At 44.3% G+C, this 21,522-nt stretch carries 3 protein-coding genes; all 3 read left to right on the top strand.

Features of this window, described 5'->3' with window-relative positions; translation table 11 throughout:
- Positions 1–385 precede the first annotated feature (385 nt).
- Positions 386–17,461: a leukotoxin LktA family filamentous adhesin gene (locus ACYQ4O_RS10570; protein ID WP_460175562.1), complete on the top strand. Its 17,076-nt coding sequence runs from the start codon at positions 386–388 to the stop codon at positions 17,459–17,461.
- Positions 17,407–20,391 carry a hypothetical protein gene (locus ACYQ4O_RS10565; RefSeq protein WP_460175561.1) on the top strand — a complete coding sequence of 995 codons (2,985 nt, stop codon included), beginning with the start codon at positions 17,407–17,409 and terminating at the stop codon, positions 20,389–20,391. The genes ACYQ4O_RS10570 and ACYQ4O_RS10565 overlap by 55 nt, the downstream gene beginning before the upstream one ends.
- 483 nt (positions 20,392–20,874) lie before the next feature.
- Positions 20,875–21,399, top strand: a complete 525-nt coding sequence (locus tag ACYQ4O_RS10560) for a hypothetical protein (RefSeq protein ID WP_460175560.1) — start codon at positions 20,875–20,877, stop codon at positions 21,397–21,399.
- The last annotated feature ends 123 nt before the right edge of the window (positions 21,400–21,522 follow it).

Raw genomic sequence — 21,522 nt, 5'->3', positions numbered from 1 at the left:
AATTGTAGTAACGGTATCTACTGAGAAAATGACACTAGTTATGTTAGGCGTTTTCTTTATATTTATTCGAATTGACGATGTAGTCAAAAGCATGTAACAACTCGTAATATTTCATTAAGTATTAATACTTATATTACTTCGATATAAAAATGTTTTATGTAACTATAAAATGAAATAAAGTCATTAAAAATCATAAAGTTGAAAAGATATTCTTCCTGATAAAAGGTTTGAGGCATTAGTTGTTTTATAGGTGGGATATTTTGTAAGAATTAATGAACCGTTTAAAATTAACTAAATATAAATAGACTGCCGGTAGTTCGTTCAAACGAATTTAGAACTAGAAAAAAATGAATAACCGACAAAAGAAATAAAGTCCAGGGGAAATATGAATAAGATCTATAAGGTTCTGTGGAACTCTTCTCGTAACAGCCACGTTGTAGTGGATGAAGCGCATCATGCTCACGAAGGTTGTTTTAGTTCTGCTAGCGGTTGTTCTCCCTCAACACATCATCATTCTTTAAAACTCGTCTTAGAGACGCTATTGGCAGCATCGGCCTTTTCTATAGCCGGAGGTTTGGAAGCAGCGGGTAGTGAAATTACGCCGGTTCAAAACTGGGGTACGACGATTACAACGAACGGAAATGTACACGAGATCACTACCAATAAGATTGTTAATGATGTGGTCGGCGTAAATCGCTTCGAAAAATTTAAAGTTTCGGGCGGAGAGATCGCCAATATGATTTTCCCGAAAGACACTGCTCATCTGGTTAACTTTGTAGATGATAAGACTTTAGGGATCGTAATCGATGGAACCGTTAACGGAGTAAAGGGAGGAAAGATTGATGGTGATCTTTATTTCGTTTCTCCGAAAGGTTTTGTAGTAGGTGCCACGGGCGTGGTTAACGCAAAAGGCTTGACGGCAATCGTTCCGACTGAAACAGAATACAACTTGATGGAAAGCGAGCTAACCGGGAGGCTGAGTACATCGGGCCTTGAACTCCTTAGGAAAGGCCAGAAGGAAAAGGGCACAGACCTTCCTCTTAATCCTCACGGGGTGGTGACAGTTCAGGGCAAAATTAATGCTGGCAATAACCTAACCTTGGCGGCTGCAAATATTACCATCCCAAAAGATGCAGTCGTTCAGGCTGGTGTTACCGACTTCTCTGACTATGTAAATATTAAAGACGGTTCAAATATAAAAGTTAATAGCGGTTTAGATCCGCAAAATCTAAAACTCACTGAAGTGGACGGTGAAGTCGTTCTTCTGGCATCTGCCGAGACGAATTTAAGCGATTGGAACCCAGTGGATATTGGAGCCTCGGAACACAGCAAACGTGAGGCCCATATAACTATAGGCGGTGAAGTATCTTCTAAGGGTAAAACAGGCAACGTCAAAGTAGCGGCTAAGGCTAAAAATAGCGACAATCTTCTTGGAAATATTTCAGCAAAGGTCAAATTGGAGACAGGGGGTAAAATTACAGCTTCGGGAAATGTCTCTGTGACGGCTGAGGCAACAACGAATTTAAAATCCAACGGGCATCTCTCTGGAGTTACGGAATATGTGCTCGATTTTCTTGGGGGCCAGATCAATCTTCCTTTGCCAAAGGTAGCTTATTCGAATTTAAAAACAAGTGCTCTGATTGATATCGATCAAGGCGCTAAAATTTCGGCTAAACAAGATGTGTCCCTGACTTCTAAAGCTACAGTCAAGGATAAGATTGGCATTTCTGCGGCTGACAAAGGAATTTATCAATCTCCGATAAGTGAGGTGGTAGATCAGTTTCCTCAGACGGCATCAGTAATAGGATTTTCGACACAATCAAGTGCTGTTAACGTAAAAGGTTCCATTTCAGCGGAAAAAGACTTATCAATTCTGTCTGAAGGTAAATTCAATTTAGATTTGAGTGCAAAAGGCAATTCAAATAAAAAATCGGTTGCGGCCACCTCTTTTATCTACTCTGACACTTCCGCAAATTCTTCTGTGACAGTTGCGGATACCGCTATTTTGGATCTTGGCTCCTCCGACTCAATACTTGATATACAGTCAAGGCAGACGAATGATGTATCCACAGACTCGACAGTCACTTATAAGTCTGAAAAATCTGCAACATATGGGGGAATAGCATTTAACTATTCTGTGTTTAATTCAGCATCGAATGTAGAACTGAATTCCTCGCCGAGAGTTAAAGGACAGGAAGCACCTCTTAAATATATCAACCTTTCTTCAGATAACACTACTTCTTCCTGGCTTGTTAATTCCGCAGTTGATTCCAAATGGACCTGGGCCTCAACTGCTTTGGTTGGTGCAGCTGATTCTGCCTTTAAACTTGAGGTGATGAACAAGATTTTGGGTTTAACAAACCAAGATCTTGTCAAGGCAACTGCCCAAGAAAACTTCCGTGGGGTTGTAGCAACCACTTTCGCTTTGGGTTCTCAGACCTCTAACGTAAAGGTAGGAAACGGCGTAAAACTGTATTCAAGATCCGGAATTGATTTATCGTCAAATGCCGTTGTTTCTGACTATGTATTTTCCGCAACTGGCCAAAGTTGGGCAACTGACGAGGGAACCAAAGGACTTGCGGCAGTTTCCGTTGTAGTGGCAAAACCGTCTTTTACTGACTCTAGTATTTCTACAGTAGATTCTCAAGTGCTTATTGGAGACGGAGCCTCTCTTATTGCAAACGGAGACTCTTATATACCGAAAGAGGAAGTGGACGGAAAAGAGGTTTCAGGTGAGGAAAAGAAGGGGATTAGGATTCAGAGCTCCTCTGCGATGGAATGGGATCGGTTTAATTCTTTAGTCGAGGAGCTCAACGAATCCTGGGATCTCCTTTTGAAGCAATTTACCAAAGAGAATGATATCTATCAAAAACTTCTAGCCTTTAAAACAGATACCGAAACTATTCGACAAAATTTAGCCCAAGTTTCAGGAGATAACACCCTTTCTGCATGGGGGAAAACTAAAAAGGTTGGTGAATCTCTTAAGGGGATGCTTAAATATGTTAAAGATTTAGAGGGTGTCTATAAGGCGATTAAGGACATCCCCAACCTTACTCATTTGACCTCGCTGCTAGAGTCTGCTTTGGCCTTTATTGGAGCAGAAAATTACGCCAATATTAAGTCTTATGCCGCAACGATTGCCCCAAGTACAGATGGCACATCCTCTGCCTTCGATTTGGCGTTATCTGCAGCTTACGCACAACAGCGTACATCTAGCTCGATTATTGTAGGCAATGGGACAGTTATAGAGACTAAGGGAGGTTCTGATCTAGTTTTAGATTCTTCTAGCGATAATGCCCAAGTAGGCATTACAGGCCGATTAACAACTGAGTTCGTTAATTGGATTGATGTCAATACCAAATCAAAGTCTATTGGCGGATCTGTATTTATTCCGGTTCTTGAAACAAAAAATGAAATTCATTTAAACCCGAATGTACAGATTATTTCTGACGGCGACCTTGGAATAAACGCCAAGGATAAAGTTACTGCGGTCTCTATTGCAGTCGGCGGCAGTGATACTGACAATGTTCTTGCCATAAATGGAATGGCTGTTGCCTCTTCTGTGGATGCTTCAAACCGAATTGTTATTGATCCGGGCGCTCTTCTGAAAGCTAAAAATATTCACATTGAAGCTTCCCGTAAGGACTCTATTCAGACCGTTGCCGGAGCCTATAGTGGATCAGGCGGAGCGGCATTCGGCATCGGAGCTGCCATCAATATGGACGGCTTTGTTAATGAAGTTCAGATTGGAAGCAAGGAAGAAGGTAAGGAAAAAGTTAAGTTGGAAGCCGCTAAAGGTGAGGACGGACTAGAGGTGCTTGCCTTTTCAGATACAGCAGTCAACGCGGTAGGCGTTGCAGGCGCTCTGTCAACTACAAATCCCTCTCGGGAAGAGACCAGCGGCCTCCAGTCAATTCTGACGACCGGTGGACGAAGCCTTATTACGGTAGTTAATGAAAAAATCACATCGAGCTTTGCCGGCAAGTTTGCGGAATGGGGAAAAACAGCTGCTCAGAAATTAACACACAGTCAGGATCAGGCCTCTAATGCAGCTAACCAGAATGCTTCAAATAACAATGCAGGGCTTCAGAATAACGGACAAAATCTTGCTCAGAATCAGAATCAGGCGCAAGTAAACAATCAGCCTCAACAACTCAAAATGCAGTTTGATTTGGCAGGAAGCGTTGCTTGGAATGATTTCCGCCTTGCCAATACGGTTGAAATGAGTTCTGTTATTCTTGACTCTCAAAAGGTTTCGATTACTGCGCATGATGACAAATGGATTGGGGCATGGGCAGGAGCTGCGGCCTTAAGTATAGGGAAGTCAGATAAGACTTCTCACAGCGTGGGTATCGGTGGAGCTGTTGGCGTCAACCAGGCCAATATCACCAACTCTGTACTACTGAATAACGTTGAAATCAAAGCCGGAAAAACCTCTGTCTCTGCTCGCTCTAAAGGAACAATTACCGTAGAAGGTTTAGCCCTGGCCGTTTCAACAGGAGGTAAAAGAGGATCAGAGGCCTTTGATGGCTCGGTTTCGGTCAATATGATTGATCAAACCACCCAAGTAGATGCTGACAATATTGTTTTGACATCTGACTCTTCAGATGCTCAGGGGTATGAACAGACTGCTTGGAATGGTGTGACTCAAGTTACCGGCGGTACTTCGGCAGGTTTTTCTTCTTCTAAAGGAACTTCACTTGCCGGTGGCTTCTCTGTAGCTATTTCTGAAATTAACAATAACATTGCCTCTAAACTTAAAAATGCAACCTTCACGTCTGCCGGTGATGTAAGGATAGCAGCTCTTGTTTCCGGGAACCAAATTACTCATGCCTTTACCGGTCAACTTGCAGTTGGAGGGGACTCAACATACGCATTTGCCGGAGCAGCCGGCGTAGGGCAATTGAACAACACCGTCTCCGCCGGATTGGAAAATTCCACAATAAAAGGAAAATCTCTAAAAGTTGAATCTAGGACTGCAACGAATGAGGAGGTAAAAGAGTTATCTCAACAAGGTCCCGAGAGCAGTAATGCATCGAATGCAGCTTCAGACTATCTTGAAGAGCAAGGTATTCAAAAAGAGGATGGAAAGAGCTCAAGCGAGCAGGCTCAGGAGATTCTTTCCGATCTGAAGTCTGTTTCCGGCATGACGGTTAAAGTCGGTCAAGAAGAAGGAAAAACAAACGAAATTGGCTCCTTTGTAACCGGTAAGCCTTTGGTTCAAGTAACCGTAGGAATCGACATTGGTATTGGAGGAAAAAGTGGCGCAGCAGGTGTTGTTGTCAACACGATAGATAATTCTTATTCCTCATTGGTAAGCGGCAATACGCTGACTCTATCCAAAGGTCTTTCTGCCGGAGCTGTAAACAACGTGACCAGCGTCGGCGTAGCCGCGGGAGCTGCGGGCGGTAAAGGCAGCTTTAACGCTGCCGGACAGGTTGTTGTCTCCAATGTAAATCAGAATGCGCTTACGACAATTGACAACAACATCTTGTCTTCAGAAGGAACGGTTTCCTTAGATTCAAGAAATAATGCAACGACGGTAAATGTTGCCGGAAATGCAGGATTGAATTTCGGAGAGGGGGTAGGACTCGGTGCAGCAGTCTTGGTAATGAATACCAACAACACTGCGGACATTCTTTTCAAGAATACTAACAAGTTTGCGGCTTCAGCATTAAACGCAGTAAGCGCTAATAAATCTTCTTCCTGGGCTGCTGCCGTTGACGGATCTTTCACAACAGGTTCGGTCGCAATTGCAGGGGCAGTGGCGGTCAACCGTGTCCGAAATACTGCTAGGGTTACCGGAGAGACTCTCATACTCTCGTCGTTAAATAGCGCGACTTTTGATGCGTCCGACGAATCCGCACTCTGGACTCTTTCCGGCGCAGTTGGAGGTTCAGCCGGTACGGGCGGCATCGGAGGTGCTGTATCTTATGCAGGATTTGGCCAATATGGAGATAACGGAACAATCATTCATCTTAATACGATCGAGCTAGGAGAAAACTCCTCTTCAACAGCCCTGAGTCTTTCTGCTCACGGTAAAGAAAAACTTAACTCTTTGACATTGGGGGTTGGAGTCTCGGCAGGGACCTTTGGTTTACAGGGAGCTGCTTCCGTTCTCGAATCCTCCGGAAAAGTTCAGGCTGTTATTGATAATCTTCGTGGATCAACTCTTGCCTCGCTTGACGTTCAGTCCAAACATGACGCTTCTCTAGGTAATTTGTCAATCTCAGCGAGTGCAGCGGGAACCGGAGCAGGCGGCGCAGGTATCGCTATTAATCGTATTAAAAACTGGCAGACACTCTCTTCAGTTGGCAACGCAGGTAATTTGACTTCACCTTTGACACTCGACGCCTTATCTATCACGGCTAGGGAACATCTAGCGATTACGGCAATCGGAGTCGGTGGCAGCGGTGCCGGAACAGGAGCATTGCAGGCTAGTCTGTCTCTAAACCAGATCAATTCTGACGTTTCAGCAGGTCTTCTCAACAGCAATATCAATAGTTCTTCAGTGGCTCTTATCGAAGCCGTTCGAGATACCGATGTTGAGACCTACAACGTGCAGGGAGCCGGGGCAGGAACGGCCTCAGGAGCTTTAGGCGTTACATACTCGGAAATTAAGGGTAATTCTCACGCAGATGTAAAGAATTCAACCATTAAAGTTGAGAACGGAAGCACAACCAGAAAATCTTATTCGGGCAAGGATGCCATAGAAAACGAAGAAATTGTTCACGGTTTGTTGTCTAAAATCTCAGCGAAAGATTTAGGTGCGCAAAGGAAAGCAAGCGAACTATCTGGTCTTGCGGTGCACGCAGATTCGACACAGACGTTTAAGACAATATTTGCTGCAGGCTCAGGTTCGGGTTCTGCGTCTCTTACGGGGACGGGCAGTGGAATTACGAGCCAATCCAATTCTGCGGTTAATATTGAAGGAAGCACACTTTCTTCTGTAAAGAAGGCTGATGTTTATGCGGGGAATGATTCCAATGTCAATGCGCTGTATCTGACCGGCTCAGGGGCTGCCACTGCTGCCGCAGCAGCAACAGTTAATGTTCTTAGTTTTGAAAACAAGGCTTCCGTCGGTATAAAGAATTCAGCAATGACGGGCGAGAGCATGAACATTGCATCTCGAGTTAGAGAAGGAAACAGTCTTTTCGGAATCCAAGGAGCAGGGGCAACCGCTGCGGCTGGTGCGGTCTCAGTCATGGTGGTAAGAGAGAATTCAACCTCCTCAGTAGCGGTTGAAAATTCCACGCTTACGACAACAAACGGAGATTTGGCTCTTTCTTCTGATCTGTCTTCCTTTAGCGCGATTCTCGGTGTATCAGGTGCAGGAGCACAAGGATTCGGAGCTGCCGGGGATGTTTACTGGGTAAGAGGTCGAAACGTCTCAAACCTTGCAATTTCTAAAGGCTCGGCTTTAAATGCTGCCAAGAATTTAGGGATAAAAGCTTTAGCTGAGGGCAAGGTCAACTCTATAAATGCAGATGCAGCAGGTGCTGAATTTGTAGCTTTGGCTGCAGGAGTAACAGGGACGGATCTTAAGACGGATGCTTCCGTTTCTGTTGAAAACTCGAAGGCTTCATCATCAGAAGACGTCTCTATTACCGCTGAAAACAGCAATACAACTAATTTAACACGTGCAGATGCCAGTGGTGCCCTTGCCGCGATTGGAGCGGCTGTAGTTGTTGAAAATCTAAACGGAAATGCCCGTGTGTTGATCAACAATAGTCAAATTGAAGCCGCTAAGAATTTAACGATAAAGGCTCTGGATGATCGATCTACAAACATCGGGTTAGGTTCCGGTTCAGGTGGTTTAGGCGTTGGCACGGCTGCTGTATTCGTATCCACGCACGGCTCTCAGACTCCGGATTTCCTTACAGATGAAAGTGCTCGCAAACGTTATGAAGAAGCGAAATCTAAATACATTGATGATGCTTCATCAAACGGAACTTTAGACTTTATACAGAAAGCGTTCAATGCAAGTAATTTGGGATCGGCCCATATCTCTGATACGGAAAGCGACACCATCAAAAAGTCTCTAACCTCTGACAACAAAAACATCGGAGCTCAAAGCGGTGCTTCGATTAGTGTCACATCGAGTAATTTGTCAGGTCAAAATATAGATCTCTCGGCACTTCAGGATTCAAAAGAAAAGTCCGGCACGCAAGGTATGGTCGGAGGAATCGCGATAGGCGGAATTACCCTCGGAGCGTCTGTTGGCATTATTCGCGATCATAATTACGCTGGTATTAGCGTCACGAACAGTACTCTGCATGCAACAGATACTTTGAAACTCAAGTCTGAATTAGACACAAAGAATAATCTGAAAGTTTTCCAGGGATCTGGTGGCGTTTTTTCCGCAGCAGCGACAGTCGCTGATGCGGCTTTGGATGGGCAAGCTCTCGTTAACATATCAGGAGGAGCCCTTAAAGCTTCCAACATGGTTGCTTCCACTGTTCTCAATAACTCCCAGACAGAGCTTGAGAGCTGGGGTATACAAGCCGGAGGAATCACCGGAGGAGCTTCTATAGCTTACATAACGGACAGTACGGGTCTGAATTCGAGAATTCAAAACGCTGAGATTGATGCATTAAATGCAAATATTCAGACGGTCGCAGCCAGAAAATTAAGCGCTAAGGCAATTGCTGGATATGGAGGCGGTGTAAGCGGAGTGGGTTCCGATTCAAAAATTACCATTGCTAAGCCAACAGGTTCTGCTTTATCTTCTTTGCTGAATTTAAGTGGCAGCGTAATCAAAGCTCAGAACTTGACGGTTCTCAATGATGAGCATAGTCAATTTGCCGTCAAATCGTCTGGTTATGGTGGAACCGGCATAGCTATCGGCGTCTCATTAGCGAAGATTGAAGACTCTTCTGCCTTATCTACAGTGGTGGAGCGCAACACTATCAATGAAGCCAGCCAAGTAAAGGTTATGACAGCCGCAGGAAAGGATTCAGATGAGGAAGCCGCTGGCGATGACAATATCCTGAAATTCTCAGCAGAAGCTGTTTCTTATGGCGGAGCGGCTGTTCAGTCACTAAATAATTCTGCTTCTGTTGTAAATACAACCTCTGTTAGTACGACTTTCCAAGGGAACAAATTTGTTCCTGCTGAGGATGCAAAAACAAAGATAATACCGACATTGCAAGTCTTGTCACAAGGTGTAGCCAATTACGAGGTGAAGTCTTTAGCTGGAGAGGGCGGAGCCATTGCAATTGGCAGCGGTGTTTCAGAAATCACTCACGGTGTAAACGTTGCTACTACAGTTTCTGAAAGCGTTGGAACGACATTGCAAAATCTAAATATCGGCGCAATTAACGAAGAAAACGTTAAGGGTATTTCGGAAAGTGCCGGAGGAGCTGTTCTTCTTATTGAGGGTACAGGAACGAGTTGGGACGCTGCCCGCGTTGTACACACAGATAACTCTGAGACACAAGTCACTGTGAATGGTAATTGGCAGGTGGCCGACGAAGTTTCTATTTTTGCTGAATCTCATCATAACTTACGTTTCAAAGCGGACAACACTAAGGGAGCTTTGGCTGGAGGATCAGGTGCGGCTGTTGTCAACACCCTTTCAGGCACTTCTTCTGTCACGGTTGGAGACAATGCGATAATAAAGGCGGGCTCGGATATTTGGATTGGAGCAGAGGACTATCTTGATATTGCAGCGACAGACGGTGCTTATATTGTCGACTCCGGCGTTCATGGAGCTTTTGCAGGGTCAGGAATTCACATTGATACGGACTACAACCACTCGAACTCTGTGGTGATCGGTGCGGGCTCTCAAATCAGTGCCGCTGAGGTCATTAGGCTGCAATCGTATACCGATATCAATGCAGACTTGAAGGTTCTGGCAGACTCTTATGGAGCGGTAACCGGCGCAACAGCAGCAGGGAATCACAAGTTTACTTTAAACAACACTGTGGACTTGAAGGAAAAGAGTTCTTTGAAGACTACTGGAACTTCATCAGAAATTGTTGTTTCAGCTTCCTCTACAGAGAACCTTCATCTGGAGTCTATCGGCAAAGTAGCCGGTGCTTTGAGCGGCTCAGGCGCTTCGGTGAATGCAAATGTAGCAAGAACTGAGTTAGTCACGATCGAACAAGGTGCTCTTCTGGACAGTAACGGTTATGTTCGTTTGTACTCGGGTAAAGATGCCTACGGGTCGGAAAACAAACTGGATCTTTTGGCCTATTCTCATGCCTACGCATATTCTGCTCTGCCTGCTGCCTCTACTAAAGTAGAAGGCCACTATGTCCTGACAAACAAGATTAATGTTCTAGGCAACGTTTATGCAGCACGAGAAATTGACGCGTTTGCATCTGAGGGAATAGTAAACAGCAAAGAATCTGCTCGTGCATGGAGATGGACCGGTACTAACCAGGGAGACATTAAGGTTGCTACAACTGAGGCCGGAGAGGTTCTACCTGATTCTTTCACACTGGATAATCAGATTTCAGTAGCAGGTTCTTTGATAGCAGGCAAAAATGTCTCTTCTGATATCGTGATATCCGGAGTTGTGAAAAAAGAGAGTGATGCCTTCCAGCTGCTCTTAAATGGAGCCCCTGTTACTTCTTTAATTAAACCGGAAATTACCATTACAGGCGAAGGGCCTGAGGTAATTGATCTAGGCTTTGAGCAATACTCCAATTTATATTGGAACCGGTATGCTGAGCTGCAAGCTTTGATTGCTGAGTATAAATCTACCGATTCGGCAGCATTAGTTGCTTATACCACAGAGGCTCAAGCACTTTTACAGCAAATGCTTGATAAAGGCTTTGCTAAAAAAGAAGGTGATGTAATTGTTCCGGTAGCATCTTCTGAAGTGGGAATTCTTACTTTGGCGGGACTTTCTATCTCTGGAGGCAATGTTAACTTGAAGTCTTCTCATGTAGTTGGTAATGGAACGATTGCCGCCCGAGGAGCCAAGCACATTAACATTGAAAACAAATCCAACTTGTTATTGGAACTCCAGGATATTCAGATTCTGGATAAGGGCGGAGTCATTACCTTCAACAATAAGACTAATGCAGATGTTTCGCTTCCGGAATTTACAGGGACAAAAGAGTATTCAACGGATTCTCAAGCTCCGGAGTTTAAAGTTACAACTTCGTTTAACGGGAAACTGCAGGCAAGAGGAGAGATCCAGTCAGAAGAAACACAGAGCAAAGAGATTCATATTGTAGATGTTCCGGTCTATTCGGATGTACGTATCTACGGCAAGATTCAAAATCTGTCGGGTAACTTGTCTATTAATTCCGGCGGAGATATCTATGTTGATGCGCAATCAGCAGTCAATGCTGCAGGCCAGGTAAACCTTCAAGCTACAGGAAACGTCACTCAATCATATCACGAGGGTATTTTGTCTGTTGGCGGCAGTGTTGAGGAGTTTTGGAAGGATGAATGGGAGACAACTAAGAAGACCGGAATAGGACAATCGAGTGCCGAAGACAAGACTCATAGTGCTTCTGTAGGTATTCACGCTGGCGGTGATATATTTATCGCAGCCGATATGATTAACGTCAACGGTACTATTCAAAGTGGGTATGCTTCTTATGATTTGACACTGGACGCAACGTCCGAGAAAAGAATTTCCGCAATTAGAGATTCCTGGATTGCCCAAGGTTCTCCGGATTCAATCAATGTATATTCAGACCAATATTTGTTGACAGACGGCCTCGATTTTGTCGGAGGCGACGGAAACTGGCATAAAAACTGTAAAGCCTGGTATAACCCGGTAACCGATCAGATTGTGCTCGATGATATTTCGCCTAAAGGCGGTCGTATCTATTTGACGGGCAAAATTGCCAGTACCGGAGGCGGAAAGCTGAGTGCGGTCGATGGCAGTATAGATATAGATATAAATTCTGGAACCCACTCTATACTTACTGGTGATATTAATACCGGAAACCTTCATGGAAGTATTCGTATAACAGATACCGCTTGGGCTGGTGAAACCAAAAATGGAGAGGTGGTAGCTGCTAAAGTAACCGAATACAGCAACACCCAGGGTAATAAGGAGTACTGGTTATATAAATCTGGAAAGACGTCTGAGGCAACGACAATTGCGGAGAGGACTTACAACCCTCGTAAAGGTTTAACCTATCTGTGGAGTGACGGAGCCCAGGTCACAAATGTTAAGGTTGAATCAACTAGTAAACGTTTCCATATTTGGGGAGCTTGGAAGAAATCTCCTTTGACCTGGACGATGGAAAAAGAGACGAGTGAGGAAAAATCTGACCTGAAGAAAGGAGGGACCATAGGGATTTTGGCTTCTCGCCCTTCGGGAACCAATGTTTTCGAAAGTTGGGTTACACCAGAAAAGCAATACTCGTATGTCGACAGTATTGAGGATTGGGTTGAGTATGATAACTGGACTCACTTTAATGGTTATTACAAGGCTAGAAAAACGACAAAATCAGGTGCTCTTGTAGTTCGTCAATACGCTGTTAAAGCTGATCAGCCTATCGATGTAGGATTTATTACAAAGGGCCAAAATTCTATTAACCTCTCCAGCAGCAAGAATGTTTCTATAGGGGGAATTCTTAGTGCGGATGGCGGCACAATAACAATCAATGCCGGAAATGATATTCTTTCCGATAACGCACGGGCTCAGCTTTCAGGAGCCGAAAAGATTAATTTGACGGCAGCCGGGAATATTGGTTCAGAACAAAACGCGATAAAACTGACTTCCAAGAGTGACGTGTTAGTCAGCGCTGTCGGCGATGATATCTCCTTGAACGCTAGTCAAGTCCAAGGAACGGTATCAGGGTCAATTCTCGGCCGAGGTGATGTACAACTTTTAGCACAGAATACTATTGGCTTGCAGAGATTCGAATCTCAGGACGGCAAAATTACATCTGAAGCTGGAGATGTGAGGATTGCTAACCTTACCCAAATTTCAAAAGTTGATGGAACCTCCCGCTTGGACGTCAATGCTAACAAAGGACAGGTGTCCATTACAGCTAAGGGCGATCTTGGTCTTGGAATTCTTAAAGCGAACAAAGTTGAAATCACAACTGATGGTGCTTTGTTGGATGCGCTTCCCAGGGAAACAGCCGACCAGGTTTCTCTAGAAGAAAAACTTCAAAGTAGGAAAGAAGCCGGAATTCTTGGTTCCGCAAACTCAGCTAGCGAAGAAGCACTTAGGAACGGTATCGCCGAACGAATCACCCAACAAATGAAGGGTGAATTTGAGCGGTATGCTGAACTCGTAGAAGCAGAAGATTCAACTTTAAGCGCTGCGCAGAAAGAATATCGAGATTCGTTAGGGAAGAAACTAAGCGATTACTATGAGCGCAGCGGTAAGAAGGGCGAAGATCTTAAGGCCGATATCGAAGAACAGTTCAAAAAATATATCTCAGCTGCAGAAGCGAATCCTAAATCCGAATTGGCAAAAGCCAAGGCGCCTAGTTATAAAGTTTGGACAGAATCAGAACTGATTTATGCGGTTTCTGACGTGATTACCAATCCGAAAGCTTCTGACACTCGAGTCTTAGACGGAGTGGCAAACATCGTTGCCGATACTGTAGTCTTGAAGGCAAAATCGATTGGGCAAGAAGTCGATCCCGTGACTTACCAGTTCTCAGATTTAAGCGGAGATCAAGCGCTGAATGTTTATAAGACACTTGCCTCAGCCGATGCCCATGATGTTAAATGGGATGCAGACCAAGGACAAATAACAGTCGGTCTGAAACGCTCAATTTCTGTTGAAGCGTCTAACTTAACGGAGTCTTTGGGCAAAGTTCATCTTGATGCGAATACTACGGAAGGAAATGTCTTTGTAGAAGCTGAAGATAATTCTGCCTTATACGTAGGAAAGGTGATCAGTGATAAGGCAAATTACGAAGTCAGACTTTCCGCAAAACAAGGCATTTATAACGGTGAAAGTCTTTTGAGAAGTGCTGATTCTTCACTGATTAAGTCTTCGAGAGTGACATTGCGCGGCGGTATTGGTTCATTAGGAACGTCGGTGGCTCGGTTGAACATTGAGCTTATTAATCCTAATGAACTTAATGCCTATGGTTCATTTAGCGCATCTTCAGGCGTGTATCTGAATGCAGCGGACGGAGTTTCTACTAATCCTTTCCGAGTAGACGCAGTTGCTTCAGATAAGATTGTTGACATTAGTTTGAACGGTAAAGCCTTGCTGATGACAGAGCCTTCGGGTTCAGAGTCGATTGCTTCAAGCTATATCAAGGCACAGGAAATCATTCTTCGTGATGCATCCCAAGTAGGAAGTGATAAGAATTCAATTCGTCTGCATTCCGAAAAAGACGGGGAGGCTCTGCTTACTTTTGTTACCGGTGAAACTTCGCAAGATAAGCCGAAACTGTTAAATATTCGCGATACTGGTTCCGGGACATTAGACGTAGCTTCAGCCGAAGGCGAATATGTTGGAGGTTCCGAAGAAAAGTCGAAGCGTAACGGTAATTTATCTCTAAACGGTGACATTAAACTCTCTGGAGAGGGAAGCGTTGTAAGCGGTAACTTAGAAAGTAAATCTGGAAATGTGCAGGTCAAGGTTGCGAACGCAGCGGCCGTTGGAAATATCTCGGCAAATAATGTTGAGTTGGCGAGCTCTTCTGGTGCAATTACAGCTAAAGAACTTACAGCTAAAGAAGGTGCTGTTACCGCAACAGCTGGAACGACATTGACTACTGAAAACGTTGTTGCTGCCAATGAAGCTAATTTAACGGCAATGAGTACAGCTCAGGTTGGCAATGTTACGGCCACCAAATCTATTCAATTGGCAAGTACCGACGGTTCTGTTACTGCTGGCGCACTGACGTCTGAGGAAGGCTCAATCACCGCAACAGCTGGAGCAACATTGACCACAACAGGGAAGGTGCAATCAGCTGATCTTGCAGAATTAACGGCCAATGATGCAGTGAAAGTGTCCGATGTTAGGGCTAAAGAAATTCAATTGACCAGTACTAAAGCTGATGTCACGGCCGGAGCTCTTACTTCAACAGGTGGTTCAATAACTGTTAAATCCGGAACAGAGCTGAAGACAGGGGCCTTAACATCACAAGGTGGTTCAATAATTGCCAACGCTGGTACATCCCTGACAACAACAGGAAAGGTAAATTCTGCAGAAGCGGTCACATTAAGTGCTCAGAATGACGTGGCTATGGACGCAGCAGAGGCTGAAGGCGTTATATCAGTTTTAAGTACAAGTGGCAATGTATCGATATTGGGAAACTTAGTTAGCAACAAAGGTTCAATAGGAATTTCTGGGGCTCAAAAAGTTCAGGCTGCTGACCTCCATGCATTTAAGGAGATCGAAGTAACAAGTAAGACTAGTGGAATTGAACTTGGAAACTTGACTTCGGAAACGGCTGGAGTAACTCTGAAAGCTCCGTCGTTTGTAAAATCTCAGTCAATTTCTGCAGCCAACGGTAAGCTAGGTATTGATACCGGAGGAGAACTGACACTTCCTACCGTGGTTGCTGACAGCGTAGATTTGAAAGCAAAGAAGGTTATTAGCAAAGATAATTCTCCTATTAATATCGAGACTCGAGGGGATATTAGCGTTAAAACCGAGACAATCGAGGCTGAGTCAGTCATTCTTAAATCTGGCGAAGAGAATGTAACTACGACAGGGTTTACTGAGAATTCCTCGGCAAAAATTACAGCCCAAAAAACAGTTGATATTCAGGCCCAAAAAACCGCTAAAGTCGATTTGGATGGAGAGATTGACCTCGATGGAGACTTCAAGATTTCTGCAAACAGGATTGAGGGAATCCAAGAAAACTCTACTGTCTCAGCAGGATCGGTTTCTATCGCTGCAGGTTCAGGAGATCTTTCTCTGGGAACGTTAAAGGCTAACGAATTTAATGTAGATGTATCTCTTGGCAGTGGCAATCTAAGCCACGCTGGAACTATTTCAGCTGAAAAGGGGAATGTCACTTTAACCGCATCACTAAACACTTTCAAAGATTCGAATGTGTCAGGCAATGCTGTGACAATTTCGGGAGAAGTGAAAGGTGATTCTTTGAATGTCAAGTCAACTGGGCAGACTAAATTTGGTACAACAGCGTTGGATATAGATTCGGCATTAGTCGTTGATGCAGAGTCTATTTCTGGGTTAGAGAATATTGAAGTAACTGCCGGAACAATTACTTTAATATCTGAGAAAGACCTTGAACTGAATAAGCTCACTGCCGAAAAATCAAGTGTATTAGTCAATGCTAAAGAAGCTAACGTTGTATTTAACTCTGATTTATCTGCCAAAGAGGGAATCACCGTTAATGCAGATGCTGTAACAATGAAAGATGCCGAAGCTGAAATAAATGCTGGCTCTAACATTGATATCAAAGCAAAGACGCTTACAGCCGATGGTTCTTTGTCACTCTCATCGACAGCTGGTTCTGCAGATATGAATGTAGAACAAAAGGTTGAAGTAGAGAAAGAGCTCACAGTCAAGGGACAAGCTGGATCTGCAGTCTCTGCAACTGCACTGGAGGCACAAAGTACGTTCATTGGTTCCGATTCAGGAACAGCGCTTCTCAAGATAAATACCCTGACCTCTGATTCGTTGAAGATGACGAGTACAGAGGGAGACGTGGGTTTCAAAGTACTATCCGAAGAGGTAAAGCCCAATATAACCATCGCAGATTCAATTGATTTGAAATCTGGTAAGAATCTGGATGTAAGTGCGTTGAATCAGTACGACAGTCTTAAATTGAATAAAGATCTTCGTCTTAGCGCTGAAAAGGGAGAACTCACAGGGCTTAACTCCTCTTCAAAATTGAGTATAGACGCTAGAAACGTTGAGATTCTTGCCAAGACAGGAGCTCAAACGATTGCCAAGGTTCAGGCAGCTGGTACGGTTAATGTCGCTGTTGAAGACCTCTCAATAGGAGAAGTGGAAGCCAAGGAAAAGATTACACTTGCCGGCACTAAGAAAGTTTCTGTTGGACAAGTTACCTCAACTGGAGATACTAATGGAGATATTCTTGTTAAAAGCTCTGAGGGAGAGGTCTTAGCTACAGGAACTATTCAAAGTAAGTCCGGGGGTGTCTCTATCGTTGGAAAAGAGAAGGTGGAAGCCACAACCATAGAAGCCTCTAAAGATGTTTCAGTAACCAGCGACAATAATGGCATTATTGTTCAAAAGATAACTTCTGCTAATGGAGCAGTAAGTTTGGATTCTCTTTCATTTATTAATGCGGATAGTATCTCTGCCGCTCAAAAGGCATCAATCACCACAGAGGGCAGTTTAAAGCTTCCTTCTTTGGTTGCCGACTCTGCTTATGTTAAGGCAAAGGATATTTCGGCAGATCATTCCGTTGATATCAAAACAAAAGGGGATATCGATGTTGATGCAACTTCCATTCATAGCAAATCGATCAAGCTTTCCTCCTCGGGTGGAAATATTTCGATTGAAGCTGCAAATGATTGGACTGTCGTTGGGGATGTAAATATTTCCGCATCGGGGAAAATGCCAAAGTAGAAGTCGGTTCTCAAAAAGAATTTTCAGTGACTGGCGGTGCATTTAACATTAACACTCCAAATGGCGCAGCAAAGGTATACGGCAATAAGGGCTTGACGATTGATCACGATCTGGCGATAACCGCTGGTAAAGACACAACGTTGTTTACAGAATCAGGAGATCTGGATATTGGGTCCAACTCTCAAATTCACGCAATTAACACTTCTGGGATAAGTAAGCTTAATGTGCAGTCCGGAGGAAATCTTTCAATCGGAGAGAGTGCAGACTTGTATGCCAACGTGATAAATGTCTCTGCTCAGAAGGACGTCTCCCTGGGGTCTGATGCATTTATTCACTCAATAGTGAAATCAGATTCTCCCACTGAATCGGGAACTGTTGACATTAAGAGCTATACCGGGAGCGTCACTATTGCAGATCGTTTTGAAATTGGGGCGGATAACCTAACAACTATTACAGCCGAACAAGGAAGTGTCGGGATTGGCAATGATGCCGATGTGTATGTCAGCGGAGATCTTTCGATCAAGTCAGGAAAAGACTTTGTCATTGGAGACGACGCATTTATCGCTACTGAAAAGAGCAGCGTGATTGCAGATGAGAAAGGGCGGCCAAAAGGCCGATCAGATGTTTCGATTGTCTCCGGAGGAAATGCCGTTTTTGGTGAGGGAGCTTGGATAATTTCAGAGGCCGATATTTCCGTAGTTGGAGGGAAGGATGTGAAATTTGGTGATGAGGCTCTTCTTGTGGCCTTAACACCCTCCGCCGAGCCTACCGAAGGAAATCTGACTGTGAGAAGTACAGGCGGTTCCGTCCTATTGGAAGGGACAGCCATTATTTACGGAGAAGAATCCGTTGATTTGGATGCAGCAGATAAGCTTACCATTGGTGGAGATGCTTACCTTGCTTCCGAAAAGAATGTTGACGTTTATGCCGGTGAAATTCGCTTGGACGGAACGTCTGAAGTTTTGACGACGGACGGCAGCGTTAACCTAGTATCCACGGGAGGTATAACCCTTGCGTCGGATGCTAGCGTCAAAGGACCCGCCGGTGTTTCCATATCTGCTGCCGGACGTTTGGTTGCCCAGGGTACAACCGAGATCTCTTCGGATAAGAACGTCAAGATTCAAGGCGGAGAAATACGTCTTGACGGTACTTCTGAAGTTCTCTCGGACAATGGCGGCGTTGAAATTCTTTCCAAGGGAGATTTGACTCTTGCCTCTGATGCAAGCGTGAAAGGAGAGACAGGCGTTTCCATATCCGCTGAGGGACGCTTTGCTGCCCAAGGTACTACCGAGATATCTTCAAAGAACAAAGTTTATATTCAAGGCGGTGAAATACGTGTTGACGGCGCTTCCGAGGTTCTATCGGAGAATGGAGAAGTCCAGCTCAAGTCGTTGGGCGATATGACCCTTGCTGCCGATGCTTCTGTTAAAGCACCGCAAGAAGTTGTTTTAGTCGCCGATGGAAACCTTGTTGCTCAAGGGAGTACCAAGATTTCTTCTGATAATTATGTAAACATCGCGGGAGGAAACCTCCGCTTTGACTCTGCTGCTGAAGTGTCTTCTGAGAATGGAGGAGTTGTTCTTGATTCCTTAGGGGATCTGACTCTTGCCTCCGATGCCTCTATTACAGCACAAGAAAATGTAGTTCTGGCAGCTAAGGGCCTTCTCACTGTACAAGGACGTGCAGATATATCTTCTGATTCCGACATTGACCTCTTGGGATCAAATGTCACACTCGCAGGCGGAAGTGAAATCAAAGGCTCTAATGTCGAGGTTACTGCATTTGCAGGTGACGTGAGGATGCAGGGCGATTCTTGGGTGTATACGACAGATGACTCCGGAGACGTTCGAATTCAGGCCTCAAGAGATATTCGTTTGTTGGATCAAACTAGGATCGGAGCTTGGGATGAGGAAACTGATCTAAGTACTCATCTAGTAGTCCTGAAGGCAGGTAACGATGTCTATCAGAGACAGAATAAAGGAGATACCGGTGTTACGGCTGAAAGATTGGAAGCAACGGCCAATGGCAGTATTGTCTTAGGCTCTGTGACCAAGATGGGAGAAGCCGGTGAGTTTGGTGGAAACTACATTACAGAAGCTGTTCTTGAAGCAGGTAAAGACGTCAATTTAGCTTTGACTGGCTTTGCGACAACGGTGTATGTAAATGCCTCTCAAGGCGGAGTTGTTAACGGCCATGTGTCAATTCATGGCGAAGAAAATGTGCTGAATATTGGCAACTCGATATCGGCGAAGAATGAGGTAATGCTCCATTCAGCTTCCGTTAGCGGGTCGTCAATTGTGTCTAAGGCGGGGATTGAAATTTCATCTTCTCTTTATGACAAAGAAGGTTCAGCAATTGATTTCGATACCGTTCATGGTAAATCTGTAGGCATTCTTTCCGGAAACGCTGAAATTAATATTGGTTCGGTTTTCGGTCAGGACTATGTAGATATTTATCGAAGAGCCAACGGCGTCACTGGAAACATTCAGGTAGGAAACGTTGAAAGCAATCGCTCGGTTATGTTGTATAACGGTAACGGGAACATCGTGGCTGAAACGTTCCGAACTCCCGGCATGATTGCTGTCACCAGACAAGGAAGTATTTTTGGCCCCGTCTTAGGTAAAGGTGTTTACGTGCTTGAAAACGGCCCTGATCTATACGGATTCCTGAATATTAAGGGAGTAACGGGAACTTATGCGGAGGATGTCCCCTTCGGTGTTGTTCCGCATTTCTCCTCTCTGGTAACAGAAGTATTCGGACTAGATCGAACTCATCGTGGCTTGGTGATCCGAATGAAAGACGTGATTAACCGCAATGGTGAATTCTCCTTCCTTAAATGGCGTCAAGAGGATTCTGATGAAGAAACTTATTTGCCAAGAGAGTTAGCGGAGGATAACTTAGTAACCATAAATATTCCGGAAGCAAATTAGAGAACAGTAAGACTCCCGAAGATCTTCAAAAATCCTCGGGGGTTTTATTCGTTAGCGACGTCCTACTATAGTCCCGGTTGACCGACTCTTATTTTCCTATTGAGTCTCAAACAACATATTGGGACTTTTCAAAAAGGTTTTCTCTCGAAAGTTCAAACTTGTGCCATAAGAGGAAGTTTTTCTTCCTTCATCAAGCTTTTCCCAAGGAAGCAATTTTTCTCAATGTGGCGAACAGTCCAACTTGATGTAGGACCTGTAAGACATTTTTAATTTTACGACAAAATAGTGTACAATAAAGTGTCAAATATTTAATTTCTGAGACCAATGGGTTAATTTTTAATCGTTCCAAAGAATCTAAAGAACACTGATTTTGGTCAGGATTAGGCTATTTTTGTGCCGATTTTCTGTCCGGTGTTCCGAAGGACGAGCCGAATATTTATTGCATACGGCTTTGTTTTCTAATGAATTTTGTTGGAACGAGCAATGAGAACATTGAAACAATTCAGAAAATCTTCCAAGAACCCAGCATTTGTTGCTAGAGGTCGCTTGCCATTCATCGAATTTTTTCAACCCATTATTTTTGGGTATGAGCCGGAGAGGCTTTACAGTGGTGAAGTAAGATTACCGGTCGCCGCTGAGAGAAAGCTGATTGGATACGTTAGATTTGTACCTAACCGTCCGGACCAATCAGAATTTGTGAGCGTCTCATCGGTCTGCACTTTGTCTAAAGGTGCCGACATCGCAAGAGGAGGAAATAACAAGGATTACATTTTCTGGTTATGGATAAACTCTCGCCGAATCTGCTCAGACTACGTGACAAAGGCACGGTCAGAGGAAATGAAGGACGTCATAGAAGCCGTCAGAGTCACCTATAAAAACAAAGCGGTGCCTATGTATTTCATTGAACACATCTGTGAGGCGGTCCTGACCGCTGAAGAGACCGTAAGAGTGCTTCAGAATAAATGGCAGGTTCAGAGAGCCGTGCTAGAGAGGGGAGAAAACGCCTGAAAAATTGCATTTCTAGAATACCTAACTTTTTAAAATCCTAAAAAATTCTTTATTTTCAGTTGCTTTCGTTGACTTTTTGTGCTAAACTAGATAACCTAAATAGATAATTTATGAGATCATGAG

This window comes from Turicimonas sp. TL08, assembly GCF_054660695.1.
The sequence above is the reverse complement of the archived record's forward strand: the minus strand, read 5'-3'. Positions and strand labels throughout refer to the sequence as shown.